At 48.6% G+C, this 26,096-nt stretch carries 24 protein-coding genes; 12 read left to right on the top strand and 12 right to left on the bottom strand.

Annotation, left to right across the window (positions count from 1 at the left end):
- Positions 1 to 56: 56 nt before the first annotated feature.
- The 8 genes from EYC62_06370 to EYC62_06335 all read right to left on the bottom strand — a co-directional run bounded on the left by EYC62_06370 (position 57) and on the right by EYC62_06335 (position 11,048).
- Positions 57 to 488: a response regulator gene (locus EYC62_06370; GenBank protein TAH33820.1), complete on the bottom strand. Its 432-nt coding sequence runs from the start codon at positions 486 to 488 to the stop codon at positions 57 to 59.
- Complete coding sequence (locus EYC62_06365) at positions 481 to 1,662, bottom strand: hybrid sensor histidine kinase/response regulator (protein TAH33819.1); 1,182 nt, start codon at positions 1,660 to 1,662, stop codon at positions 481 to 483. The genes EYC62_06370 and EYC62_06365 overlap by 8 nt, the downstream gene beginning before the upstream one ends.
- Positions 1,640 to 2,251, bottom strand: a complete 612-nt coding sequence (locus EYC62_06360; protein TAH33818.1) for a chemotaxis protein CheB — start codon at positions 2,249 to 2,251, stop codon at positions 1,640 to 1,642. The genes EYC62_06365 and EYC62_06360 overlap by 23 nt, the downstream gene beginning before the upstream one ends.
- Positions 2,232 to 3,140 (bottom strand): protein-glutamate O-methyltransferase CheR, encoded by a 909-nt coding sequence (locus EYC62_06355; GenBank protein ID TAH33817.1) that lies wholly within the window; start codon positions 3,138 to 3,140, stop codon positions 2,232 to 2,234. The genes EYC62_06360 and EYC62_06355 overlap by 20 nt, the downstream gene beginning before the upstream one ends.
- Positions 3,140 to 6,169, bottom strand: a complete 3,030-nt coding sequence (locus tag EYC62_06350; GenBank protein TAH33816.1) for a response regulator — start codon at positions 6,167 to 6,169, stop codon at positions 3,140 to 3,142. Before EYC62_06350 ends, EYC62_06355 begins: the two co-directional genes overlap by 1 nt.
- 219 nt (positions 6,170 to 6,388) lie before the next feature.
- Positions 6,389 to 8,212, bottom strand: a complete 1,824-nt coding sequence (locus EYC62_06345; GenBank protein ID TAH33815.1) for a type I secretion C-terminal target domain-containing protein — start codon at positions 8,210 to 8,212, stop codon at positions 6,389 to 6,391.
- Between the two features lie 118 nt (positions 8,213 to 8,330).
- The gene (locus tag EYC62_06340; protein TAH33814.1) at positions 8,331 to 9,992 is read right to left on the bottom strand and encodes a calcium-binding protein; all 1,662 of its coding nucleotides are present in this window, start codon (positions 9,990 to 9,992) and stop codon (positions 8,331 to 8,333) included.
- A gap of 66 nt (positions 9,993 to 10,058) precedes the next feature.
- Positions 10,059 to 11,048, bottom strand: coding sequence for a magnesium transporter (locus EYC62_06335; GenBank protein TAH33813.1), 990 nt, complete (start codon positions 11,046 to 11,048; stop codon positions 10,059 to 10,061).
- A 250-nt stretch (positions 11,049 to 11,298) separates the two neighbouring features.
- On the opposite strand from EYC62_06335, the gene EYC62_06330 reads away from it, so the two are divergent.
- The 10 genes from EYC62_06330 (at position 11,299) to EYC62_06285 (ending at position 22,983) form a co-directional block, all read left to right on the top strand.
- On the top strand, positions 11,299 to 12,387 hold the full coding sequence (locus tag EYC62_06330) for a hypothetical protein (GenBank protein TAH33812.1): 1,089 nt from the start codon (positions 11,299 to 11,301) through the stop codon (positions 12,385 to 12,387).
- A gap of 2 nt (positions 12,388 to 12,389) precedes the next feature.
- A complete protein-coding gene (locus tag EYC62_06325) occupies positions 12,390 to 13,319 on the top strand; it encodes an ROK family protein (protein ID TAH33811.1) in 930 nt (309 codons plus the stop codon).
- 125 nt (positions 13,320 to 13,444) lie between these two features.
- Positions 13,445 to 14,119: a hypothetical protein gene (locus EYC62_06320; protein TAH33810.1), complete on the top strand. Its 675-nt coding sequence runs from the start codon at positions 13,445 to 13,447 to the stop codon at positions 14,117 to 14,119.
- An 84-nt stretch (positions 14,120 to 14,203) separates the two neighbouring features.
- Positions 14,204 to 15,166 carry a glucokinase gene (glk, locus tag EYC62_06315; GenBank protein ID TAH33809.1) on the top strand — a complete coding sequence of 321 codons (963 nt, stop codon included), beginning with the start codon at positions 14,204 to 14,206 and terminating at the stop codon, positions 15,164 to 15,166.
- A 3-nt stretch (positions 15,167 to 15,169) separates the two neighbouring features.
- The gene (locus EYC62_06310; GenBank protein ID TAH33808.1) at positions 15,170 to 16,612 is read left to right on the top strand and encodes an NAD-dependent succinate-semialdehyde dehydrogenase; all 1,443 of its coding nucleotides are present in this window, start codon (positions 15,170 to 15,172) and stop codon (positions 16,610 to 16,612) included.
- Positions 16,613 to 16,694: 82 nt separating this feature from the next.
- Positions 16,695 to 18,320: an NAD+ synthase gene (locus EYC62_06305; protein ID TAH33807.1), complete on the top strand. Its 1,626-nt coding sequence runs from the start codon at positions 16,695 to 16,697 to the stop codon at positions 18,318 to 18,320.
- Between the two features lie 16 nt (positions 18,321 to 18,336).
- The gene (locus EYC62_06300; GenBank protein TAH33806.1) at positions 18,337 to 19,683 is read left to right on the top strand and encodes a glutamate--tRNA ligase; all 1,347 of its coding nucleotides are present in this window, start codon (positions 18,337 to 18,339) and stop codon (positions 19,681 to 19,683) included.
- A gap of 80 nt (positions 19,684 to 19,763) precedes the next feature.
- Positions 19,764 to 20,246 carry a hypothetical protein gene (locus EYC62_06295; protein TAH33805.1) on the top strand — a complete coding sequence of 161 codons (483 nt, stop codon included), beginning with the start codon at positions 19,764 to 19,766 and terminating at the stop codon, positions 20,244 to 20,246.
- A gap of 44 nt (positions 20,247 to 20,290) precedes the next feature.
- Positions 20,291 to 21,820 (top strand): cysteine--tRNA ligase, encoded by a 1,530-nt coding sequence (locus tag EYC62_06290; protein ID TAH33804.1) that lies wholly within the window; start codon positions 20,291 to 20,293, stop codon positions 21,818 to 21,820.
- A gap of 206 nt (positions 21,821 to 22,026) precedes the next feature.
- The gene (locus EYC62_06285; protein TAH33803.1) at positions 22,027 to 22,983 is read left to right on the top strand and encodes an RNA methyltransferase; all 957 of its coding nucleotides are present in this window, start codon (positions 22,027 to 22,029) and stop codon (positions 22,981 to 22,983) included.
- 261 nt (positions 22,984 to 23,244) lie between these two features.
- Here EYC62_06285 and EYC62_06280 read toward each other — a convergent pair whose 3' ends face one another.
- The gene (locus EYC62_06280; GenBank protein ID TAH33802.1) at positions 23,245 to 23,517 is read right to left on the bottom strand and encodes a hypothetical protein; all 273 of its coding nucleotides are present in this window, start codon (positions 23,515 to 23,517) and stop codon (positions 23,245 to 23,247) included.
- Between the two features lie 173 nt (positions 23,518 to 23,690).
- Here EYC62_06280 and EYC62_06275 point away from each other — a divergent pair, with 173 nt between their 5' ends.
- Together EYC62_06275 and EYC62_06270 are read left to right on the top strand one after the other, a co-directional pair.
- Positions 23,691 to 24,308: a 30S ribosomal protein S4 gene (locus EYC62_06275; GenBank protein ID TAH33801.1), complete on the top strand. Its 618-nt coding sequence runs from the start codon at positions 23,691 to 23,693 to the stop codon at positions 24,306 to 24,308.
- 101 nt (positions 24,309 to 24,409) lie between these two features.
- Positions 24,410 to 25,036, top strand: coding sequence for a histidine phosphatase family protein (locus EYC62_06270; protein TAH33800.1), 627 nt, complete (start codon positions 24,410 to 24,412; stop codon positions 25,034 to 25,036).
- Here the strand turns inward: EYC62_06270 and grxD are convergent.
- Genes grxD through EYC62_06255 form a run of 3 tightly spaced genes read right to left on the bottom strand, consistent with a single transcriptional unit; the run spans position 25,033 to position 26,091 of the window.
- Positions 25,033 to 25,407 (bottom strand): Grx4 family monothiol glutaredoxin, encoded by a 375-nt coding sequence (grxD, locus tag EYC62_06265; GenBank protein ID TAH33799.1) that lies wholly within the window; start codon positions 25,405 to 25,407, stop codon positions 25,033 to 25,035. The genes EYC62_06270 and grxD overlap by 4 nt on opposite strands.
- 16 nt (positions 25,408 to 25,423) lie before the next feature.
- A complete protein-coding gene (locus EYC62_06260; GenBank protein ID TAH33798.1) occupies positions 25,424 to 25,657 on the bottom strand; it encodes a BolA family transcriptional regulator in 234 nt (77 codons plus the stop codon).
- Positions 25,657 to 26,091 carry a nucleoside deaminase gene (locus tag EYC62_06255; protein ID TAH33826.1) on the bottom strand — a complete coding sequence of 145 codons (435 nt, stop codon included), beginning with the start codon at positions 26,089 to 26,091 and terminating at the stop codon, positions 25,657 to 25,659. The genes EYC62_06260 and EYC62_06255 overlap by 1 nt, the downstream gene beginning before the upstream one ends.
- Positions 26,092 to 26,096 lie beyond the last annotated feature (5 nt).

Below are 26,096 nucleotides of genomic sequence, written 5' to 3'. Positions count from 1 at the left end.
TGTTAAATCGGTAAAAAATGCGTTTTATGACGCCAATGGAACGGTTGGGGGCCGGTCTAGGCCGCCGCCTGCGCCAGGGTGATCCAAAAATCATGCACTTGTTTGGCCATGCTGGTCCGGTTTTCGATGCTGTCGGGTTTTAAAAGATAACTGTTTGCATGACGGCGGTAAGATTCCCGGATATCTTTTTCCGCGCGGGAACTGGTCAGCATGATCACGGGGATGACTTTTAACATTTCATCCTCTTTGGCGATTTTCAGAAACTCCATCCCATCCATTCGCGGCATGTTGATGTCCAACAGAATCAGGCGGGGCATCCCTTGGCCCTTGGTGGCCTGCTGTTTTAAGTATTCCAATGCTTCGGCGCCGTTGTTGACGACGGCGATGCGTACCGGAACCTCGGCGGCTTCGAACGCCAATTTGGTCAACTCGACATCGCCTTCATTGTCTTCCACCAATAATATATCGATCAATGCTTTGTCATCCATGAGACACCTCTTCGGTAGGGAGAGTAAAGAAAAATGTGGTTCCTTGCCCCGGACTGGACTGGAACCGGATCGTGCCGCCGCATAATTCGATAAATTTCTTGCAGGTGCTTAATCCGATCCCGGTTCCCGGGAAATCCTCTTTGCGGTGAATGCGCTGGAAAATCGTAAAAACCCGGCTGTTGAAATTCGGGTCGATCCCGATGCCGTTGTCGGATATGCGGAATTCCCAAGTATCGGTAGCGAGCTGCGCTTCTATGCGGATTTCAGGGGTATGATCCCGCGCCTGGAATTTCAGGGCGTTGCCGATCAGGTTTTGAAACAATACCCGCACCAAAGTCTGGCTGGTTTGCAGGGCTGGCAAAGAACCAAGGCGTATATCGGCTTTCTTGCTTTCAATGATGGATTCGAATTCGCCCAATACTTCTTTCATAACCTGGTTGCAATCCACTTTTTCGAATTTAATTTCCTCGCGGCCGATACGGGAGAAAGTCAGAATGTCGCGGATCATTTTACGCAGGTGGCGCGCATTGCTTAGAATAAAGCCGAGATATTTTTTTCCGCGGTCGTCCAGATTGGCCAGGCAGGTTTGTTCCATCATTTCCGCGTAAGATTCCATCATCCGTACCGGTTCCTGCATATCGTGAGAACAGATATAGGCAAACCGTTCCAACTCCTCGTTGGATTGCCTCAGTTCGCTGTTCAGTTTCAGAATTTGTTCCCGTTGCACGTATATGTCGATATATACTTTTACCTTGCTGCGAAGGATGTCGGGGTTGATGGGCTTGAAAATATAATCCACCGCGCCGATTTCCGCCGCCTGGGATGCGTATTTTTCATCCTTGTTGATCGCGGTTACAAAAATAATAGGGGTGCCGCGCATCTGTTCCTGCTCTTGCATCAATTTGGCGGTTTCAAAACCGTCCATTTCCGGCATTTGCACATCCAGCAATATTACCGCGAATTGATGCCGCAACATCAGGGACAGCGCTTCGTTGCCGGATATCGCCTTGAATATCGTCACATCCAGATTGCGTAAAACTTTTTCGGTTGCCAGCAGGTTTTCTTTCCGGTCGTCGACAACCAGAATTTTAGGCCGTAGATCCGCTAAAAGGCCGTCCGCCTGGCCGGTGGCGCTGTGTTGCAGAATAGGTTTATTTGATAATGCTTGAGCCATAAGCTTCTCCGTATTGACAAGAGGCGAGGCGTATCAATAACGCCGCTATATCATCTATATCCGCAACATAATCGACCGGCGTCGCGGAAATAGCGGCCAGGGGCATTGCCTCGGCTTCCGCGGTCGCAGGGTCCTGAACGATGGCAAGGCCGCCGGACAATTTGATGTTTTTCAACCCCATGCTGCCGTCGCCGTTCGCGCCGGTTAAGACAACGCCAATCAACCGGTCGGAATACGCGTTGGCCGCGCTGTCAAACAGCACGTCGATGGAAGGGCACGAGAAATTCACTTTACCATCGACGGAAAGAGAAAATGTGCGGTCTTCCTCGATCAGCAAATGGTATCCTGGCGGCGCAAGATAAGCGTGGCCCGCCAGCATCGGTTCTTTGTCTTCGGCCTGTTTGACGTTTATTTCGCAGATATCGTTTAAATACTCGGCCAGAAAATCGTCGGATCTTATGTCAATATGTTGAACGATCGCGATAGGAATCGCAAACCATTCCGGCAACGCGGGAAGGATGGTTTTCAACGCATTGATGCCGCCGGCGGAAGTGCCTATGACAATGCTTTCATAAGGGCTGGGTTGCATAGGCTGTTCCGGTTTTTTTGTATATTCGCTGTTTTGTGTCGACCGTCTCAAACAAAGGCTTGATCTCGCTGAAGTTCAGCGTTTCGCGGCTGCCCAGGCATAAAAAACCGCCATGGCGCAAGGCATCGGAAAATTTCCACAGAACTTGATTCTGAAGAAATTTGTCAAAGTAAATCATGACGTTTCGGCAGCATATGATGTTCATTTCGCCGAAAACGCCATCGGTCACCAGATTGTGGTAAGAAAAGGTGATTCGTTCTTTCAAGCGGTTCTTGATTTTAACAAGGTCGTATCCTTCGCTGTAATAATCGGAAAAACAACGCTTGCCGCCGGCATCCCGGTAATTTTCGGCATAGTCTTCGATGTTCTTGCGCGGATAAACGCCTTCTTGCGCCGTTTCCAGCGCGTATTTATTGAAATCCGTGGCGTATAATATGGTGCGGTCTAAGAATCCTTCTTCTTCCAGCAAGATGGCCATGGAATACACTTCTTCGCCCGTGGCGCAACCCGCGTGCCAGATTTTGATAAACGGAAATGTTTTAAGAACCGGGACGATTTTTTCACGCACAGAAAGATAAAATCCGGGATCACGGAACATTTCCGTGACCGTAATCGACATATGCTTTAAAAATTCGTCGAAACTTTTTTCATTATGCAGCAAATCGTCCAATAATTCGCTGAATCTGGAACGGCCGGCGTAGTCGCGCGCGCGAATCAGCCTGCGGCGCAGCGATGCCTGGGAGTAGTGGGAGAAATCATAGCCATAGCGTTTGTGAATACCGGATAGCAACAATTCTATTTCAATTTTTTCCGTGTCTTTGTCTAGTTTTGATGAATTATCCGCGGATTTATAATCGTCCGTGTCGACAGTAATCGCCAGGGTGTTCATTAGGCTGCCTCTTCCTGTTTAAATAGCCACACCCGCAATAATGTCAGCAGCCTTTCGATATCGACAGGTTTTGTCAGATAATCGTTGGCGCCGGCGGCGATGCATTTTTCCTGTTCGTTCTGCATGGCCCGTGCCGTCAAAGCGATGATAGGAAGGTCTTTGGTTTCCTTGCGGACGCGTATTTCCCGCATGGCCTGGTATCCGTCCATGACCGGCATCATAATATCCATGATGACCAGTTCTATAGATTGATTTTGTTGCAATTTTTCAAGCGCCATCTGGCCATTGTCGGCAATGATAATATTCATGCCATGTTTTTTAAGCAATTTGGACAGGGCGAATGTATTGCGTAAATCGTCATCGACCAATAGCAGTGTTCTGCCTTTCAATACTTTGTCCGGGTCGTGCTGCATGCGGATGATTTCTTTTTGCTCGTTTGGCAATGCCGATTCCACCGTATGCAAGAATAGAGTTACCTCGTCCAGCAGACGTTCGGGCGATTTCGCGCCTTTGATAATAATGCTTTCCGCATAATGGCGCAGATTGCGGTTTTCCTCTTCCGTCAATTCTTGGGCGGTATAAATAATGATCGGCGGCAAATTTCTTTCGCCAACCGTTTTTTCCGCGTTCTTCAGCCATTCAAACCCAGTCATGTCGGGCAGGCGGAGATCAAGGATCAAGCAGTCGTAATGGGAGTTTTTAATGTTTTCCAGACCGGCGCTGCCGGTGCCGGCAAATGTCAGCATGATATCTTTCTTTTTCAAAAGACTTTGAATAACGACTTGGTTTTTCTTGTCGTCTTCTATAACCAGGACTTGTTTGACTTGCGTTTCCAACAATTCCTGGATTTTGCCGAATACGCCCTCGATCGCTTCTTGGTCCGCCGGCTTGGATAAATATCCGATAGCACCCTTGCGAAGGGGCACGACATTGCCCTCCGCATCCCGGCCGCTGATAATATGCACTGGGATGTGCCGCGATCTTAGGTTGTGTTTTAATTGATCCAGAACTTGCAGGCCATCGATATCCGGCAGTTTTAAATCCAGAATTATGGCGGTAATATTCCATTCTATAGCGAACAGCAGGCCGGTTTTTCCGTCGCCGGCGCATATGCATTTATATCCGCGCTTGCGGGCCATTTTCATCAATGTGGCGGCAAAAGTGGGGTCGTCTTCAATGATCAATAAAACTTTGTCTTTCTCGCCGATAATTTTACGATCGTCTTCGATGAACTGTTCAACAGCGGTTCTATTTCTTGTTTTTAATTCAATGCGGCTGGTTTCTTCTGCGTCTTCCGAAGAAGTAGGGGCAGATTCAGTATCTTCGGATTGAACAAGGGCCAAGGGCAGAAGCAGGGTGAAAGAACTGCCAGTGCCTTTTTCGCTTTTCACGTGAATTTCACCGCCAAGCATGTGCGCAAATTTACGGGCGATTGTCAGCCCCAGGCCGGTGCCGCCATAATGGCGGTCAATAGATCCGTCTTCTTGTTGAAAAGCTTCGAAAATATCTTTGAATTTGGACGCTTCGATGCCTATTCCGGTATCAATTACCGAAAACGCAATCGAATTGTCCGGGTGCAGGGCTTGGCGTTGCAATTCGATCGTTTCATCCGGGCGCCGGATTTCCAGTGTAACGGAACCTGTTTCGGTGAATTTAAAGGCGTTCGACAATAGATTTTTCAATATTTGTTCCAGACGTTGTCCATCGCTGAAGATCTGTTCAGGAAGATCAGGCGCGGTTTTAACGGGGAACTCGACTCCTTTTTCCTTGGCTACCGGCAGGAATTGCTGTTGAAGTCTTTTTACGATGCCGTCAATCGGTACGTTTTCGGCGGTAATGGTCAACTTTCCGGCTTCTACCTTGGAAAGATCCAAAATGTCGTTGATTAAATTCAGCAGTTCTAAACCGCCATTATAAATGACCCTGGCTTCTTCCATCTGCTCTTCGGTCAGGTTGCCTTCTTCGTTGGCGGCAAGCATTCTGGCCAATATTAAAAGGCTATTCAGCGGAGTACGCAATTCATGCGACATATTGGCAAGGAATTCCGATTTATACCGGCTGGCGCGTTCAAGTTCGTTGGCCTTTTCCTGGATCAGTTTTTGGGTTTTGGTCAGTTCTTCCGATTGCAAGCGTATGCGGATATTTTGTTCCTCTAATGCTTTTGTTTTTTCCTCCATCTCTTCGTTGGAAGCTTCTATTTCTTCATTCGATGCCTTCAGTTCTTCCTGTTGCATCTTTAGTTCTTCTTCGCTGCGTTCCAATTCCTGGGTGTAACGCAATGCCTGAACTTGCGCGCGCGCGCGGCTGCGCTGATATATCCAGATACCCAGCACGATCAAAAAATAAAAAACGGCAATTCCGGTTAGTGTAAAGATATTGGATTGATGCGTATTTATCTCGTCAATTTCAATGCGGCTATCCAGCAAGCGGCTTTCTTCGGCTTCCATAACTCGTAACAATATATCGATGTGAGATGTTAGCGATTCACTGGTTTTATCCCTAAGCATTTCCTGAATGCCCGCTTCATTTTCGTTTTTACGCATCTCTACGGCTTTTGCAATATATTGGAAGTATTCGTTCACTACCTCTTCCAATTCCTGGATATTGCGTTGCTGCAATGAATTGTCGATGGTGAGTTTTTTAATTAAGGCCAGCCGTTCCGCTACCGAGCTATCGCTTTCCAGGGTATTTTTTAATGGTTCGGTGCTTTGCGTGGTGGCTACGGCTTTTTGATATGGTTTCAGGTAATCTTCATTTCCGGTAAGCAAAAAGCCCAGCTCGCTAAATCGCACTTCTTTAAACTGTGACACCAGCCGCCGAATATGGCCCCGCACATTATAAGTGTGATTGACCCATCCTTTGCTGGCGGTGTTCGCGACCCCCTGCTGGTAATAGGCTGATGCGGCTAAGATCATTAAGACCGTGACCGATGCGATTGCTATTGTAGTGGCGTGCTTAATAAAAAAGTTGTCTGTGGATTTCTGTTGCATACAAACACAATAATTCCGGATAATCTTGTATGCAACCATTGATTGTATATATCCACAAATAAATCAAATAGAATGCGACCGCATGTTTTAAATTCCGCAAATTATTCTTTTATTATTAAAGAGTATTGAAGGTTTATCCGCTTTGCCGCGAGCACACCCCAGAGTTGTGATAAACCCCCGGTTTTAAGGCCGGGGGTTTGCGGGGGTGGGGGGAGGGTTTGGGAGCAACGGGTAAAGTCTGTGCGAGCCGCCCGAGTATTAATAAGCCTCGTGTGGGTTTGCGATAATTTTGCTTAAGTTCATGCCGGCATCGGCGGCGGATAATTTGGTGAAGGTGGCCACTTGGTGCCATTCGCCTTTGGCGCCGTTGCCTTCGACATTCACTTCTAGGATCGAGCTGTTGCCTTTGCCGTCGACGAACCGGACGAAATCGTTCAGGTTTAATTTATCGTTATATCCTTCTAACAAATCGGTCAGATTTAATTTGTCGCCATCTTTGATGTTGAAATCTGCGATGGTGTCCAATTCGCCTTTTTCGATATCGGCTTTGCCCCAGACGAAAGTGTCTGCGCCATCGCCACCGGTTAATTTGTCGGCACCCAGGCCGCCTTGGATAATATCGTTGCCATCGTTGCCGGTTACGGTGTCTGCACCCATGCCGCCGATAAAGTGGTCGCCGCCGCCGCCTAATGTAACGTTGCTTTCGGCATAGGTGCCGTGCAAACGGACAATATCGTCGCCGTCTAATTTGCCGTTGGTGCTGTTATCATCGGCTTTCATATATAATTTAAATTGGCTGTGATTCATGGTGATGTCGATTTGATCATCGCCATAACCGCCAAGAATTTTATTGTTGCTAAATGGGGCGTTTTTGCTGCTGCTGTCATTGTCCCATTTTTCGTTGAAGGTGATATCCAGGATATCGTCGCCATCGTCGGCACGGGCTCTGTCGACACCATTGGTTGCTGTAAACCATTCGGCCTTGTTGCTGCCTTCCCAATCAATATGCATATCGTCGGTGACGATTTTTACATCGTAATGTGGTTCAGGCTGTGGTTCCGGAGTTGGTTCAGGCTGTGGTTCCGGAGTTGGTTCAGGTTGTGGCTCTGGAGTCGGTTCAGGCTGCGGTTCTGGAGTTGGTTCCGGCGTCGGAGTTGGTTCCGGCGTCGGAGTTGGTTCTGGCGTCGGAGTGGGTTCCGGCGTCGGAGTGGGTTCTGGCACCGGAGTGGGTTCTGGCACCGGAACTGGCTCTGGAGTCGGTTCTGGAATAGGGGTTGGTTCAGGTTGTGGTTCTGGAGTTGGTTCTGGCGTCGGAGTGGGTTCTGGCACCGGAACTGGCTCTGGAGTCGGTTCTGGAATAGGGGTTGGCTCAGGTTGTGGTTCTGGAGTTGGTTCTGGTTCTTCGACAGGTTGCGCTGGTTCGCTGGCAATCGGGCCTTGAACTGGTGGTTCTGGATTTACGGCAGGATCTTGTGCGATTGGAGAGGAGACATTGTCGTTATTGCTGCCATTGCTGGAATTGCCGCCGGTCGATGGAGCCGAGGTGTTGTCCGTTGGAATGTCGCCGCCGCTGTGGCCGCCATTTGATGGTTCCGATGGATTGCTTGGCTCGCTTGGGGTGGATGGTTCATCGCCGCCGATTGACAAGGCATTATAAGCAACGAAGAATTTATGATTGCGTAAGATCGAGAAAAAATCGCCGGAGTCTTGGGTGATTTTTTCGAAATTATCTTGGCGAATAATGTAATTCGCATTTGCGCCGCCCATATTATAAGCATCGGCGATGTTGGTATCGATGAATCTGGAAAACGCAGCCCCCGCATTGATCGCGGTGTCGACCGAAGCTTGCGCGTCATTGTTAGAAACGGTGGAGTTTGCCGCAACGGCGGAGTCCGGCAACTCGGCAAGGTTAACCGCTTCTTGCGAAGAGGTGTCTTGGCCGGTTGCCGCTTCATTATCCGAAGCGGTGGTGGTGACTTCTGCGGTTACTTCTGTGCCAACGTGTGTATTGTCTTTTTGTTCAACGACTTTTTGGTCGTTTTTTTCGGTAGTTTTACTGTTGTGTTTTACCGCTTCTGTCATCTTTTTACTCCCGCCTCGACGACTTATGCCGTCTTATGTATTTACCCATGCAGGAAACATGCCATTGTATCCTTGTAGGAAATACAAGGGGTTAGCAGGGGGAGGAGGTAGGCAAAGACTAGTGGGTGGCGATTATATCGGCATATTTTACCGTCACGCCCGGCAAATGTTGTACATGGGCGAGCAGGGTCCATTGGGCGCCGCCTTTGGCACCGTTAGGGTCAATATACACGTCGGTGTTGGTGGCGGAGGTTGGATCGAATTTTACAAAGCTGGACAATGAATTGCCGATATTGACGAAATTTACCGGTATGGCGGATAGGATGGTGACCGCGCTGGCGTCAATATGAACGGCGTTGATGGCATGGTCTAGAACATGGGTGGCATTGTAACCAATCAATAGATCTGCAATATCGAGCTTGTCCAATCCGCTTTCAAAATCGGTGATGGTGTCGCCAACATCGGCCATATTATGCCAGATCACAGTGTCCTTGCCGTCGCCGGTTGAAACGATATCTTCGCCCATTCCGGCGGTAAATTGATCGTTGCCGCCGCCAAGATGAATTTCGCTATGCGCGTACTCGCCATGTAAAAATACTTTGTCGTTACCATCGCCCGATCCGGGGGCCATGTCATCGGCATAAAGGCTTAGCGTATAAAGCGGGTGATCCATTGTCACCGTGATTGTATCGTCGCCGTCACCGCCATAAATTTGGTCAATAGATTGCGGTGGAGCCAATAGTACCGGCGGCGCGTCCGGCGGCAGAATCGGATAGGTAAAGTGCAGATTTATGTCGATAATATCGTTGCCAGCCCCGCCATGAGCCAGATCAATTCCGTCGCTATCGGTTATAATGTCATTGCCATCGCCGCCCATTAAAATGTCGTGCGCGCCAAGTCCGCCATAAAGCGTATCATTACCGTCGCCGCCAAATAGTTGATCGTTGCCATTGTTGCCGGTCAGAACGTCATTTCCGGCATCGCCAAAAATAATATCGTCCATATCGCCGCCAATAATCGTATCGTTGCCACTGTCGCCATGAAATGGAAGGTCGGTTAACCCGACATTGGCCGCATTCGTGGTATCGCTTGGCAAGATAATGTGATCGTCACCGGCGCCAGCGTGATTGTATGTCAAAGGATGATATTGGTTCATATCCACCGCGCGGAAATCGACGATGTTATCGTGATCGTCCAATAATAACGGTTTTGGAGGCGGAGGAGGAGGCGGAGGAGGAGGAGGTGGTGGCGGAGGCGGCGGAGGCGGTGGAGGTGGTGGTGGCGGATTGTTACCACCATTACCATTATCTGGATTGCCGGATCCGGAATCGCGCGCTTCGAAAAATAAAGTATCGCGGCGAACAGCATCGTCATTTAAAAATTGGCCGCGGTAATCATTGGAATCTAAATTATTGTCGCCGCTATCGGCGCCGGACAGCGGATGCAGACTGGACGTAAAATTGGCGTCGGAATCATGTAACCGGTCAAATCCGGCGCCGGTATTTTTAACGTTGCTGTTGGATGAAATATTGGGGCTGGAATCGGTTGCCGCGTTGCCTGAATCGCCGGCGGGGGCTTCGGCAATATTGACGGCTTCGCCTGGCTTTTGATCGGCAGTTTTTGCAGTATACGTATCGGTATCGGATGCGGTATCGCTAGCCACGGATACATTGTTTGGCGCTGTATTGGCACTTTCAGAATGAAATACATCCTGTTGATTAGACTTATCTTTTTCTGCCTGATCGGCAGGCTTGGCAGATTTGGGATTCGCAGCCGGCATTATAAAGGACCCCTTGGGAACAATCGCATCCGCTTACAGAGCTGCAATTCGGATGCCAATAACGAATCAGAGTTTTTTACGGTAAAACAACAGATAAGGCAGTATACCAGCCAAAACGATCAAAATCATGGCAATCGTGAAGCCGGATGGGCTTTGAAGTCCTGGAATATGGGTAAAATTCATTCCAAAAACGCTGGCGATCAAAGTTGGCGGCAATAACACGACCGAAGCGACCGATAATACTTTCATGGTGTTGGTTTGCTGTAAATCGATCAAGCCCAGTGTGGCATCCAGCAGGAAATTGATTTTATTGTTAATCGCATCGGCATGTTCGGTCAAAAATCGCACATCGCGAATCAGGGTTTTGATATGCGATTGGCTTTCGCCCTTCAGCCATAATTCCGCGGCCGGCCCAACAAAGCTGAGCAGACGCGCGATCGAAACCAAACTTTCACGAGCCATGGACACCAAATTTCCGATCACGCCCAAACGTTTCAAGACTTGTTGCATATCGTTGGTGTTGGGATTCATCATGGAATCGCCGTTATTGTCCGGGCGGTTGGCAAATACGTCGTTGCTAAGCGTATCGAGATTATGGCCGTTCGTTTCCAGCACTTCGGCCAAACGATCCACGACCACATCCATCAAATGAAAAAATAAATCTTCCGCCTTGTCGAGGTTATTGGGCTGGCGCAGCAGACGGCCGGAAAAACGGTTAAAGGCCGATGGTTCGCCATACCGCACCGTGGCGAGAATAGTAGGCGTCAAAATAAAGGTTACCGGCGAGATTGTGGGATTGGGGGTATCCGATCCAACCAGCATGGAAGCCGTCATAAAACAATTGCCGCCTTCGGTATAAAGACGGCTGCTGGGTTCGATATCGCGCATATCCTCGCGCGTTGGAATTTCAATATTCAGCTTGCTTTCTAAAAACCGGTCTTCATCGGCGGTCGGTTGCAGCATATCGATCCAAAGCGCATTTTCCGGTATCGAGGCCGGAATTTGCAGCGGGGTCGATTGAAACGTATTGCCGGTGCGGGTGTAGGTGAGGAGCATTAGTTAATTATGACTAACTGAGCTTTGGCGGAAAACTGCCATGTCATAAGGATTATGCATTTAGTTTGCTATAGTGGCTTTTACAAAACGGTATTATGCGTTTTATTTAAGGCACTATCAGGCACTATATTGTGCAATGCACCATAACTTATCCCATTTGTTCCAAAAAAGATTGGTTTGTACACAGCTGAAATGGTAAAAAGTGATGATTAAATAATGCGTTATATCTAATATAAAAACGAGGGCGAAGATGAGATCTGCGGTCGAAGAAGCTTTAGATACTGTTGACGGCGCAACCCGTTTGGTGGTGATGCCGGATTATGATGACAGTTTAGAAAAACGCCCAGAAGTTCAAAACAAAGACAGTTTTGTAAGACCTAATTCTGCGCGCTTGGACGTGTTGGACACTCCTGCTTCGCCAGATACAAGGAGTTTGCTTATAGAGTTAAACGACACTCCTGAAATCGACCTTATTGTAAATACGGGTCGCGATGCCGACACTTTTGAGCATCTTGTTAATGGTTCTCGTCCGCAAGATGACTGGTTTCGTCCAAATATTATAGCTGAATTTGGCGTAGTGCTTCGTCCAGCTAATAGTATCAATTTAGATGACTCTTTTATTATTGTTGATCCAGGAGCAACAGAAAAAGTATTCGATACTATTCCTATGGCAGACTTTCGGGTGGGAAAATTAGAAGCATTCACTCTAAAATATGAATATAACGATTCCTTGATCGGTTTAGCTCAGAGATTATCTACCGTATTGCGGGCAATTATAGGATTGCAAGACGCGGTAGAGTCCACGCTTAATTGTCCCACATATCAAGTGCAAAGAGTGGTGGTTAAACAAACTATAGTGGCTGCCAATTGCGCTGGCTTTGTAGATGAGGCAGAACGCCGAATGCAAGCACATTTAAACACAACTTTAAATGGTACAGCTTCTAGTGTTGCATTGTTGAAGGGTGCAAAATGGCTTGATGTAATGATGGCTGCTCCATATCACAACAAAGCCATTGGGACCGCATTTGCCTTAAGGCAAATTAAGATGGATATGGATCCACAACAAGCATACGGCTTAAAAGCTGTGCTGTTGGGCGATTCAAGACCAGATGGCGCGATGTTTGAACAGGCAATTATGGAATTAGGGCGTGAAAATGTGGTAAATATGCGGGTGGGTAAAACGCCATTGCCTGGAGAAACTCTCGTGGTAGAAGCCCCCGAACAGGCGCGTGATGTTTTGCGAAGATTAAGGGCAAGATTTGTGGAAGGTAGACAGCATCCCAGTAAGCCTTCTACAAGGTTTCATGATTTGGTAGGCGTCAATACGCGGAGCAAATAATTATGCGAATTGGAATAGATCTTGGCGGCACAAAAACGGAAATTATTTGCTTAGATAGCAATAACGGCAAAGAATTATATCGTCATCGCGTTCCTTCTCCGAAAGAATATCAAGCCAGCATCGCCAATATGAAACAGATGGTGGAACAAGCTGAGTCTACCCTTGGTAAAAAAGGAACTATTGGTGTTGCTATTCCTGGTACAATTTCTTTGGATACGGGTTTGGTAAAAAATGCCAATTCGACTTGGCTGAATGGCAAACCGCTAGATAAAGATATTAGTCAGGCCTTAGGTAACCGGCCTGTACGTTGTGTGAATGATGCAAATTGCTTTGCGGTTTCCGAAGCAACCGATGGTGCAGGACAAGATGCAGAAGTGGTATTTGCCGTTATTATCGGGACAGGCACCGGTGCTGGAATTGCCGTGAATAAAAAGCCTCTTTCAGGAAGAAATGGCATTGCCGGAGAATGGGGCCACAATGCCTTGCCTTGGCCCAAAGATGAAGAACGTCCGGGTCCAAGTTGTTATTGCGGATTGCACGGTTGTATGGAAACCTGGGTTTCTGGGCCCGGGATGAAATCAGATTTTGAAAGAGTAGCTGGCCGCGCGGCATCCACACATGATATTTGGGCGCTTGCAGGCAATGGCGATGCCGACGCAGAAGCCTGTATCCAGAGGTACGAATCAAGATTGGCGCGCGGTTTGGCAAATGTGATTAATATTCTCGATCCGGATGTTGTTATTCTTGGCGGTGGGATGGGTAATCTGAATCGTTTGTATAAAAATATTCCTCAACTTTGGGAAGAATATGTTTTCTCTGATTTTGTTCATACAAAGTTAGTGCCACCTCGGCATGGAGACTCATCCGGCATTCGTGGGGCAGCTTGGTTATGGAATGATGAAGAATCCAAGCCTTTGAAAATCCCAGCTTAATTTACATTGCACCGCACGGAGACTGGTCTCGCCTCCGTGAATTAAAGGTTGTTTTTGATTGTTCTGAATCAAGGAAACCGCTATTCCTAAACTTGTATTTTTAAAAGCAATCTAATGAGGAAAACATGGCCGCCACTACCGCTTCACGCCGTGCTGTGCGCACGCAATTAACACCGATTCGATCTTTGCGGGGTAAGTTGGTTACCGCGATTCTGAGCGATAAAGTAGAAGATGTCGAGGCAGTCATTGCTGAGGCCAGTCAACAAAAATTGCGTAAGGAACTGCTCAATAACCCGATTGACGGTACTGAAACCGCGTTGATGATGGCGCTTGATGTACGGCATGATCGCGCTGATCCAGAAGCCAGGGCAAAAATTATCAAAGTCCTTCTGCAAAATGGCGCCAACCCCAATGGCGAAGTAGAGTTTACAATTTATTCCGATCATGGGGCGAAATCTAAAACGCATAAAACGGATCTTTTAGTGTACGGGCTGCGTTATGGCGATGAAACGGTGCGCAAAGCGTTGGTGCAATCTAAACAATTCGATCCAAACCCTAAATCGCACCAATATGAAAATTGGGATGAATGTATTGATCTGTGTGTGGCGCTTGGCATCCGCCGCTCAGTCGTTGCCCAAACATTGCTTTATATAAGGGAATATCACACGCCAGAAAAACATCCGAGAAAAGCGGCCGCCCTAGCGAGTAAATTAAAAGTCGAACTGCCGCCAGGCAGAAGGCCGCATATCCCAAGACAGACATTAAGGGCCCTAGCAAAAAGACTTGGACGCAGACGCTGAACCGCTAAAATTTCTAGGCATTCTTAAGGCTTGTGTTATAATACCGCGCCATTCGGCAATGGTTTTATTTTCGCTGGAATAATCATGAATTTTCTTCTCTCCGATATTGGCGGCACAAACGCGCGATTTGCGTTGACGGATGGTCATGCGGTTTCCGATCTGCAAATTCTGAAAACGGCGGATTATCCGAATTTAACCGATGCGGCGATGGCTTATGCCAATGAAATACATAAAAAAGGCGCGAAGATCGATCGCGCGGTTTTTTCGGTCGGCACCGCCGTGGTCAGCGATGAAATTATTTTCCCGAACTCGCCCTGGTCCTTTTCCAAATCCAAATTGCAATCCGATATGAAATTGTCGCGCTTGGACGTGATGAACGATTTCAAGGCGGTGGCGTTATCGGTGCCGCATGTCGATCAATCGAAACTGATTCAAATCGGCGGCGGCAAGGCGCAATCCAATCAGCCAATCGGCGTTATTGGACCTGGCACTGGATTGGGCGTTGGATATTTGCTGCCCGATGGTCATGGCAATTGGATCGCGAACAGCGGCGAGGGCGGACATGTCACCGCGCCGGCGATGAACGATTTGGAATGGCAAGTGATCCAAGAATTGAAACGCGAGAAATATACGCATGTATCTGCGGAACGCATCGCGTCGGGCAAGGGATTGATCAATGTGCATCAGGCGCTTTGCGCGATCCATAAAAAGCCTTATACCGAAATTAGCGCCGAGGAAATTAGCAAGCGCGCCATTTCCGGCAGTGACAATCTATGCAAACAGGCGCTGGATATTTTTTGTGGCATGCTGGGCACTGTGGCGGGTAATTTGGCCCTGCTGCTGGGCGCGCACGGTGGTATTTATATCGCTGGCGGTATTGTGCCGCAAATTATGGATTATGTGCAACAATCCAGCTTCCGGGAACGGTTTGAAAATAAAGGGCGGCGCAGGGATTACTTGGCCGCGATTCCGACCTATGTTATAACGCAGGACAATCTCGCATTCTTAGGCTTGTCCGCGTACGCTAAACAACATTTCGGAATTTAAAACATGCCGCATAAACATTTGTTGAAAACCCATGCGATGATCGATGGGCAATGGGTTGTTGGCTCGAAAACCTTTCCGGTGCATAACCCTGCGACCGGCGAAATTGTGGCCAATGTCGCCGATCTAGGACAAAAAGAAACCGCGCAGGCCATCGCCGCCGCCAAATCCGCATTGGCCGCTTGGCGGGATCGCCCGGCCAAGGAACGCGCCAAGATTTTGCGCGCCTGGAACGATTTGATCTTGGCCAATGTCGATGCCCTGGCGCGCATTATGACGTTGGAACAAGGCAAACCGCTGGCCGAAGCCAAAGGCGAAATTACCTATGCCGCCACGTTTGTGGAATGGTATGCCGAGGAAGCAAAACGCGTTTATGGCGATGTGATTCCCGCCAATAAAGGCAATCAGCGTATTTTGGTGTTTAAACAAGCCATCGGCGTTGTTGGCGCGATCACCCCATGGAATTTCCCATCGGCAATGATCACCCGCAAATGCGCGCCTGCGCTGGCGGCTGGGTGCACGATTGTGTTGAAACCGGCGGAGCAAACGCCATTATCGGCGTTGGCATTGGCGGAGCTTGCTATTCAAGCCGGATTCCCCAAAGGCGTGTTCAATATTGTTACTGGCAGCGATCCCGAGGCGATTGGCGGCGAATTGACATCGAACGTCGATGTTAAAAAAATCAGTTTTACCGGATCGACCGAAGTCGGCAAAATTTTAATGCGCCAGTCCGCCGGCACGGTAAAAAAATTATCCTTGGAATTGGGCGGCAATTCGCCGTTCATCGTTTTTGCCGATGCCGATTTGCCGTCGGCGGTGCAGGGCGCGATGGCATCGAAATTTCGCAATAATGGCCAGACGTGCGTTTGTGCCAACCGGATTTTGGTCGAAGCGAAAGTATATGACCAGTTCGCCGGTTTGCTGGAAACCGAAATGAAAAAAATGAAAGTCGCCAATGGCATGGATGAAGGCGCGCAATTGGGGCCATTGATCGACAAACCGGCCTTGGAAAAAGTCACCGGCCTTGTCGAGGACGCCAAGGCGCAAGGCGGCAAGATTCGTATGGGTGGAAAACCGCATTCGTTGGGGCAAACTTTTTACGAACCGACTTTGATTACGGGCGCAACGGTAAAAATGCGCCTTAGCCAGGAAGAAATTTTTGGCCCCGTGGCGGCGCTGTATTCGTTCGATTCCGAACAACAAGCGGTGCAAATCGCCAACGATACGGCTTATGGGCTGGCGTCTTATTGTTATACGCGCGATCTGGGGCGGGCATTCCGCATGGCGCAAAATTTGGATTATGGCGTGATTGGTATTAACGAAGGTATTGTGTCGACCGAAGTCGCGCCGTTTGGCGGCGTGAAAGAATCTGGTTTCGGCCGCGAAGGATCGTTTTACGGGATCGAAGATTATATTTCGGTCAAATATGTGTTGATGGGAGGATTATAATGGGTTTTGGGGACTGGGTTTTGGGTTGTGGGAAATAATTTTAATCCCAAATCCCAAACCCCTAAACCCAAACCCCTGCAATATGAAAGTAGCTCTAGCACAAATAAACTTGCCTGTCGGAGATTTTTCCGGCAATTGCGCCAAAATTTTGGATTATTATACACGCGCTAACGCGGATTTATTGCTGACGCCGGAATTATCGGTATCGGGCTATTCGCCCGAAGATTTGATTTTGAATAAAAGTTTTGTCGATGCCGCACAAAAAGCCACGCAGGAACTGGCCGGCAAAATTACGCGCGGCGGCGCGATTGTCGGCTCCCCATGGCGCGATGGCGATCAGGTATTCAATGCGATGGTGTTGATTGCGGATGGCAAAGTTCAGGAAGTTCAATACAAATATGAATTGCCTAATTTTGGCGTGTTTGACGAACCGCGCATTTACGCCGGGGGACCATTGCCAAAACCGATTATGTTCCAGGGCGTGCCGCTGGGCATGCTGATATGCCGCGATTTATGGTACGACCGCACTTGCAGCGTATTGACCAAGGCTGGCGCAAAGATTCTGCTCGCGCCGAACGCATCGCCATACGATATTGAAAAAGATGTCAGCCGCAAGGGGCAGGCGCGGGAACGTGTTTCGGAATCCGGCATCCCGATGGTGTATTTGAATATGGTTGGCGGCCAGGACGATGTGATTTACGATGGCGCCTCGTTTATTATTGCCAAGGACGGGAAAATTATCGGCCAGGCGCCAAAATTTGTCGAGCATCTGGGCCATTTCGATTTTGATCCGAAAACCGGCGCGATTACCACCGATCTGCCCGCCGCCAATATCGATACCGATGACGAAGCCGAATTATATCAGGCAATGTGTTTGGCCACGCGCGATTACGTCCATAAAAATGGCTTTAAAAAAGCGGTGCTGGGATTGTCCGGCGGCATCGATTCGGCGCTGGTTGCGGCGATTGCCGCCGATGCCATCGGGCCCGAAAACGTACGCACGCTGTTTTTGCCGTCGCCGCACTCATCGCTGGAAAGTTTTCAGGATGCTGGCAATATCGCCGATTTTTTAGGCATCGATATGCATCGCGTCGAAATAACCAATCCGATGCAAAGTGTGCAACAATCCCTAGAAGGCATAATTAATCCATCGGGTTTGACCTTGGAAAATATTCAACCGCGCTTGCGCGGCGTGATTCTGATGGCCATGTCCAATCATACCGATGCGTTGTTGCTGACAACGGGCAATAAATCGGAAATCGCAACGGGCTATGCGACGCTTTATGGCGATATGTGCGGCGCGTTCAATCCGATCAAGGATTTGTATAAAACTCAGATTTATGCGGTTGCTAAGTGGCGCAACAGCGCGGATGCCGAAAAATATGGCTATGCCAAATGGCCGGTTATGCCGGAACGGGTTTTGACCAAAGCGCCGACGGCGGAACTGCGTCCAGGACAAAAAGACCAAGATACTTTGCCGCCGTATGATCTGCTGGATAAGATCCTTTATAAATTAATCGAGCAAAATCAGGGTATTGCGGAGATTGTGGCCCATGGGTATGATTCCGCAACCGTCTTGCAAATTGCGCAAATGCTTGATAAATCTGAATATAAGCGCCGGCAAGCGGCGCCCGGGCCGAAATTGTCGATCAAAGCCTTTGGCAAGGATCGCCGCATGCCCATAACGCAAAGCTGGAAAAGAGCTTAAGTAAAGAATTGAAATTATGAGCAATAAAGTACGACTTCGTTTCGCCCCGTCTCCAACCGGCCGTTTGCATCTGGGTAATGCCCGTGCGGCGGTGGTCAATTATTTGTTCGCCAAATCCAAGGGCGGCGAATTCATGCTGCGCATCGACGATACCGATTTGGAACGTTCGACACGCGAATTCGAAGACGGCATTTACGCCGACCTGAAATGGCTGGGACTGAATTGGGATTTGACCGCCAAACAATCCGAACGCATGGGCCGTTATGCCGAAGTGTTTGAAATTTTGAAAAAAGCCGGACGTTTATATCCATGTTATGAAACCGCCGAGGAATTGGATATGAAGCGCAAAATCCAATTGTCGCGCGGCAAGCCGCCGATTTACGATCGCGGCGCGTTGAAATTGACCGAGGAAGAAAAACAAAAATTCGAATCCGAAGGGCGCAAACCGCACTGGCGGTTTTTGTTGAATCATAATGAAATCGCGTGGGACGATATTATTCGCGGCATGAATCATTTCCATGGCGAAAATCTGACCGATCCGATTTTATACCGCGCCGATAAAGGCCCAGTTTATATGCTGGCATCCGTCGTCGATGACGGCGATTTTGCCATTTCGCATATCGTGCGCGGCGAAGATCACGTCGCCAACACCGCGGTGCAAATTCAGATTTTTGCCGCGCTGGGATTCACCCCGCCGCAATTCGCGCATTTTTCGCTGATTACCGACGCATCGGGCGAAGGATTTTCCAAACGCACCGGATCGCTATCGCTCGGCACGCTGCGAGATGAAGGCATCGAGCCTATGGCGATCAACTCGATGATGGCGAAATTGGGCACATCGGAACCGGTCGAACCGAAATTGACGTTGCAGGAATTGGCGCAAGGATATGAATTATCCATCTTTGGCCGCGCGCAACCGAAATTGGACAAAGCGGATTTATTGACTATCAATATGAAATTGCTGCACCACATGCCATACAGCATGGCGGTTGAAAAACTGCGCGCGAATAATTTACCCGAAGTAGGTGAGGCGTTTTGGAATGCGGTGCGCGGCAATATCAACAATCTGCGCGAAATTGCCGATTGGTACAATGTCTGCCACCAACCGATTCAGCCTGTGATCAAGGATGCCGGTTTTGCCGCCGAGGCCGCGAAATTATTGCCGCCCGAACCATGGAGCACGGAAACCTGGTCCAAATTGGTCGATTCGGTCAAGGGCGCGACCGGCCGCAAGGGCAAGGAATTATTCATGCCATTGCGCTTGGCGCTGACGGGCCGCGAACATGGGCCGGAACTCGCCAATATTCTGCCATTCATCGGCCGTGCGAAAGCGGAAAAACGACTGCAAGGCCAGGCGGCTTGAACATTAAATTCAGGCCCAATTAATGATTGACTTTAGGTCCTAAATGTATATCCTTTACGGTTACAGTACAGGGTATTCCAATGTGGCAAAACAAAATAGGCAAATTATTGTCTGGCGTAGCGAATCCGGGCCCAAATCCCGAAAGGCTCGATCATTCTCCGGAACTTTGCGCCGAAAACATAAATTTCTTTGATGGTTTGGCAACCATAAGTCTTTATGGGGGCATGTTATTAATGGGCTGCATCGGTATAGGAAGAACCATGAACCCAAACCTGCTTGGGGAGCAACTTACCATTTACTCTCTTTTGGGAACTGCGGCGGCAACTATGGTAGGGACGCTGGTTTCTCGGGGATGCAGCGATATGTGGCAATCAGAAGCCGACAGCGCCAATCAATTCGTTGATTTGCGGCATCAAGCCCGCAGCGGGAATATAGAATTTGCTATCGACCTTAATTCTGAAATCGCGCTAGATCCCGCAAGATCGGATAGTGAACGGGCAAGGGCTGTAAGTAGGCGGGATTTGGCAATTGCCGTTGCGGCGGGACGATATCGGGACATATGAAAATAATAGTGGCATATAAACAGCGCCTGATTTACAGATAAGGCATGTCCTTAGCCTTATATAATACACTGACCCGCGAAAAAGAAGAATTCATCCCACGCGATGCAAAACGCGTGACCATGTATGTGTGCGGTCCGACCGTGTATGATTTCGCGCATATTGGCAATGCGCGTCCAGTGGTCGTGTTCGATGTTCTATACCGTTTGTTGAAACATTTGGCGAAGGAAAATCGTTGGGGTGAAGTTGTATACGCTCGTAACATTACGGACGTGGACGATAAGATTAATGCCAAGGGTCAGGAAATCGTGGCGCAGCAGGGGGGCGATATCAATGCCGCCATCCGGCAAATTACTCAAAAATTTGAAAAACACTATAATGATGATATGGGCGCATTAGGATGTTTGCCGCCCGATCACACGCCGCACGCGACCAACCATATCGCCGATATGATTGCGATGATTCAAACCTTGATCGATCGCGGGCATGCCTATGCAGCCGAAGGGCATGTATTGTTCAACGCGCCATCGATGAAAGATTACGGAAAATTATCCCGCAACACCCGCGAGGAATTGGTCGCGGGCGCGCGTGTCGATGTGGCGCCATTTAAAAAAGACCCAACCGATTTTGTATTGTGGAAACCGTCATCCGCCGATTTGCCGGGATGGGAAAGCCCATGGGGCCGTGGCCGTCCAGGATGGCATATTGAATGTTCGGCGATGAGCCGCGCGGTGCTTGGCAATCAAATCGATATTCATGGCGGCGGGCTGGATTTACGTTTCCCGCACCACGAAAATGAAATCGCGCAAAGCGAATGTTCGTGCGACGCGCATCCATTCGCGCGTTATTGGATGCATAACGGTTATCTGACCGTAAATGGCGAAAAGATGAGTAAAAGTTTGGGCAATTTTTTCACGGTGCAGGATGTTTTGGCCAAAGCGCCCGGTGAGGCAATTCGTTTAGCATTATTGATGGCGCGTTATAACCAACCTTTAGATTGGACCGATCAGTTACTTACGCAAGCAATGAATTCATTGGATAGGCTATATGTTTCTGTAGGAGAACTAAATATTGAGTCTTCTCCAGTCGCTCCCTCGCAAGAGTTTATGGAGGCGTTACTAGATGATCTAAATACTCCAGCGGCAATTATGATACTGCATACTATGGCTTCTAAGGTAAATAAAGAGTCAGACCCACAAAAGCGATTGAAATTAGCAGCTGAATTAAAAGCAAGCGCTAATTTAGTCGGGTTATTAAATAAGTTATCTGATGAAACTATTAACAGAGAACTATCTAATTTCGAATTAGAGAATATAGGAAAACTAATTGCTGAGAAGAAATATGCAGAATTGAGTAATGATCATCAACGTGTTTATACTATTTTATATAAATTAGCGGAGAGTAGATGGTTAACAGAAGAAGTAATAAAACAGCTTGTTGATGAACGGAAAAATGCAAAGCTAGCCAAGAACTATTCATACGCAGATTATATCAAAAGATTTTTATTAGTATGCCGCATTGAATTAAAAGACCTTCCTGGAAATGAAACAACTTGGAAGTTAAACAAGTATGATTGATGTGTATTTTACCGAGTGGCGGAGAAAGTAATAATGAATTACCCTCCCCTTGAGGGAGGGTCAAAATCAGCAACGCTGATTTTGGGGTGGGGACTGGCTCTTTACATATTAAGTTCTTGTTACAAAATACCGCAATCCCCACCCCAAACACTTTCGCTACGCTTCAGTGTTTGACCCTCCCTCAAGGGGAGGGTAAAAGAATTATTATGAACCCACGTCCTTATACCCCGCCCAATACTGGCGGAATGCAATCGAAATCCCGTAAAGCCGACAAGCCGGTCGCAACGCCTGATCCGGCATTACAGCCCGTTATCATTTTGGTCCGTCCGCAATTGCCGGAAAATATCGGCATGACCGCGCGGGCGATGTTGAATTGCGGATTGTCGCAATTGCGGATCGTTGCGCCGAAATGCGAATGGCCGCATCAAAACGCTTTTAACGCATCATCCGGCGCGGATCAGGTGTTGCGCGAAACAAAATCGTTCGATTCGATTGAATCCGCGACCGCCGATTTGCAAATCATCTATGCCACATCGCCGCGCAATCATTTTGTGAATCTGCCGGTGGTTGATTTGCAAGAAGCGGCGGAGGAAATCGTTTCAACTTTAGCGAATCAATTCCTCTCCCTTGGGGAGGGGCAGCGAGCCGTAGGCGAGCGGGGAGGGTTAAGCGGTCAGTCTCGCCAAATAACCCCACCCCAAAGCCGCGATGCGGCTTTGACCCTCCCTCAAGGGGAGGGTAGCATAAAAATCGGCATTTTATTTGGCCCGGAACGCGCGGGATTGGAAAACGAGGATATCGCTAAGGCCAATAAAATCCTAACCATTCCATTGCAGCGCGATTTCAATTCGCTGAATTTATCGCAGGCCGTATTGCTGGTCGGATATCAACTATTCCTGCAAATGGCGCAACAAGATCCATCGGTGGTCAGTTTGCGTGGGCAGGGCACACGGGCAGATCCCGCTGCGCCGCGTGCGGAATTGGATGAATTTTTAAACCGGTTGATTGGATTGATGGATGATGGCGGATTTTTGCATCCGCCGGAAAAACGCCCCACCATGGTTGATAATTTGCGCGCCATGTTCACGCGCATGGGATTATCGACGCAGGAAATCAAAACCCTGCATGGCGTGGTGACGACGCTATTGAAAAAGAAAGATTAATGGTGTCGGCTTTTATTAAATAGCATCAAGCCACTAAGACCCAAGGCTATTATTCCACCATAAATAACGCCTGGTATAATAGTGTTTCTGCTTAAAACCGAAAAGTCATCGAAAGAGTAAGAATTTACCACATAGTTTATAGCACGCAAGCAAGTTGCGCCAGCCGACACAATGACACCGCTACCCACGCCAATCGCTAGGCATATCCCCACATCGTCCCAGCTCATTCCTTGATCATAATTGGAATTTATTCTTGTCATCTTATCTGCTTCTGCTGTGGCCTTGGGGTACAGAAATGTTGACTAAGCTTGTCACGAAAAATCCCATACCGGCGGAAATAACAGCACTGGCGGCACCTGCAACCCATGTAGGTGCATTGTTATTGATCTCGAAAATTTGGCTTACAACAGGACCTAATGTAACGCATATAGGCACTACAAAAACACCTATCGCCCCGCTGGTTGCTAGGGCCATTACAGTATCTTCTGTACGCCACTCTGCAAGCGTGGAAGTAGGTTGTTGGAACTGAGTCATTTTCTACCCTCGTTTTTTTGCGAATATTAACCAAAAAGGATACAAAGTCAAGCCCCTTTACAAATCTGTTGAAATGCGTATATTACGCGCTTTCCGGGGTTTCGGCCCCACGTTTAAACATCAGCAGGCCGGGTTTTGTCGCCCGCGATTCCTGAGGGACATATGAGGTAGTTATGACAAAAATTGCTCAGTCGAAGCATAAGATCTCGCGCCGTATGGGCGAATCTTTGTGGGGCGGTAAAAGCCCACTAGAACGCGGCCGCAACAGCCGCCCAGGTCAACATGGCGCCCGCCGCGGCAAAATGTCGGATTATGGCAATCAGTTGCAAGCCAAACAAAAATTAAAAGGTTACTACAACATGCAAGAACGGCAGTTCCGCCGTTTTTATGCCGAAGCGCGCCGCCGCAAGGGTGACACAGGTCAAAACCTGATCAACTTGCTGGAACGCCGTTTGGACACCGTGATTTACCGTTTGAAATTGGCGCCGACCATTTTCGCCGCGCGTCAATTCGTCGGTCACGGTCACATTATGGTTAACGGCAAACGTTGCAACATTCCATCCTATATCGTTCGTGACAACGATGAGATTTCTTTAACCGCTGGCGCCGAAGGCGCGCAAAGCCAGAGCGTTTTGACCGGCCAAGCGCAAACTTTCCGCGAAGTTCCGGAATATCTGCAATTGGATGTATCGACATTCAAAGGCAAATTCATCCGCAGTCCGCAATTATCCGACGTTCCATATCCGGTTCAAATGAAACCGAACTTGGTTGTCGAGTTGTATTCCAGATAAGTTAAGGGTAATAGGGTAGTAGCGTATAGGGTAATAGGGTGGTATTTTCTGCCTAAGTTTTCCCTATTACCCTACTACCCCATACGCTATACCCTTTCTTTATGCCTTTACCCCTTAATTCCTTCTATTACATCCGCCACGGCCAATCGGAATCGAACGCCGCCCGCATAATGGCTGGTTGCGGAATCGATACGCCGTTGACCGAAATGGGACGGCAACAGGCGCGGGATGCGGCGCAGGTTTTGGCCAGGCTGGATATCAAGCCGCAATATATTTGTTACAGCCCTTTGCTGCGTGCGGCGGAGACGGCGGAAATTATAAACGACGTTCTGGATCTGCCGATGATGGCGATTGCCGATTTGCGTGAACATTTTGTCGGCGATTGGGAAGGCATGCCATGGGAAGTGGTTGCCAAATTATGGGAAGATGGCGGCGATCCGCCGAACGGCGAAACGTTTGACGATTTTTATTTACGGGTGAAATCGGCGATGCAAAGCGCCTTGGTCCAACCGGCACCGTTGGTGGTGGCGCATGGCGGCGTGTGGCAGGCGATTAAATCCCTATATGCACCGGCAAATTATTTTGAATTGGATAATGCCGTTCCGCATCATTTCGAACCGGTGCCGGAACACGCGATGTATCCGTGGCGCATTCATAAACTAAGCCTGTGCGCCGTCAGCGGGGATTTGCTGCGCGAAGAAAAAGAATTTAGTAAGAAAATAGATTAATGCCCGCCGCAGCAACCGCCGCCATGGCCGTGATCGTGTCCGCCATGCGTGTGGGTGACGCCTTTATCGTGCAGCAATTGTTCCAATTCGCCCGACTGATACATTTCGCGTAAAATATCGCAACCGCCGATAAATTCGCCTTTGACGAAAATTTGCGGCATAGTCGGCCAGTCATTGATTTCGGCCAATGCTTCCCAATGATCGTGATTTTCATCGGCATTGACGGCGGTGTACGGCGCGCCGACGCGTTTCATGATTTCAACAACGGTCGCGGAAAATCCGCAACGTGGCGCGTTGGGCGTGCCGCGCATGTAAACGACAACGTCGTTCGTGGTGATTAGATCTTTGATCGCAGTTTTAATATCGGTCATCATATTCTCCTGTAAATTATGTAGTAGCCTTGGTTACCAAAGACAAGGCATGAATCCCTTCGGCCGGGGTGCCGCGAATGGCGGCGAATACCATTTTATGCATGTCAACGCGGCTTTTGCCATTAAAAGCCGGGGCGGCGATATGCACGCGGTAATGATCGTTATCGCCGGCTAAATCGTCGATTTGAATTTGCGAATCAGGGAATTTTTCACCCAAGATTTTTTCCAATTGGTCCGATGGCAGAGGCATTAAGCGGCCTTATTTTCGGCGATGTCTTCGAACCATAAATCCGGGCGTTCTTTGATAAATTTTTCCATCAAATCGGTACAACCCTTGTGGTTTAAAATTACAACTTGTACGCCGCGGCTTTGTAAAAATTCTTCATTGCCGCCGAAATTTTTATTTTCACCAACTACCACCAGCGGAATCTTGAATTGAATAATCGTGCCAGTGCACATCATACATGGAGAAAGAGTAGTATACATGACTGTATTAATGTACGATTTTTGCCGCCCGGCGTTTTGCAAGGCCGAGGTTTCGCCGTGCAAAATCGGATTGCCACCTTGCACCCGCATATTGTGGCCTTCGCCAAGAACTGTGCCGTCATTACGCACCAATAACGCGCCGATGGGGCATCCGCCTTCGTTATAAGATTTCAACGCCTGAGCATAGGCGCGGTTCATAAAAT

The organism is Alphaproteobacteria bacterium, assembly GCA_004295055.1.
Lineage (GTDB): Bacteria > Pseudomonadota > Alphaproteobacteria > SHNJ01 > SHNJ01 > SHNJ01.
Note: the sequence above shows the minus strand (reverse complement) of the source record. Positions and strands in the feature narration are given on the sequence as shown.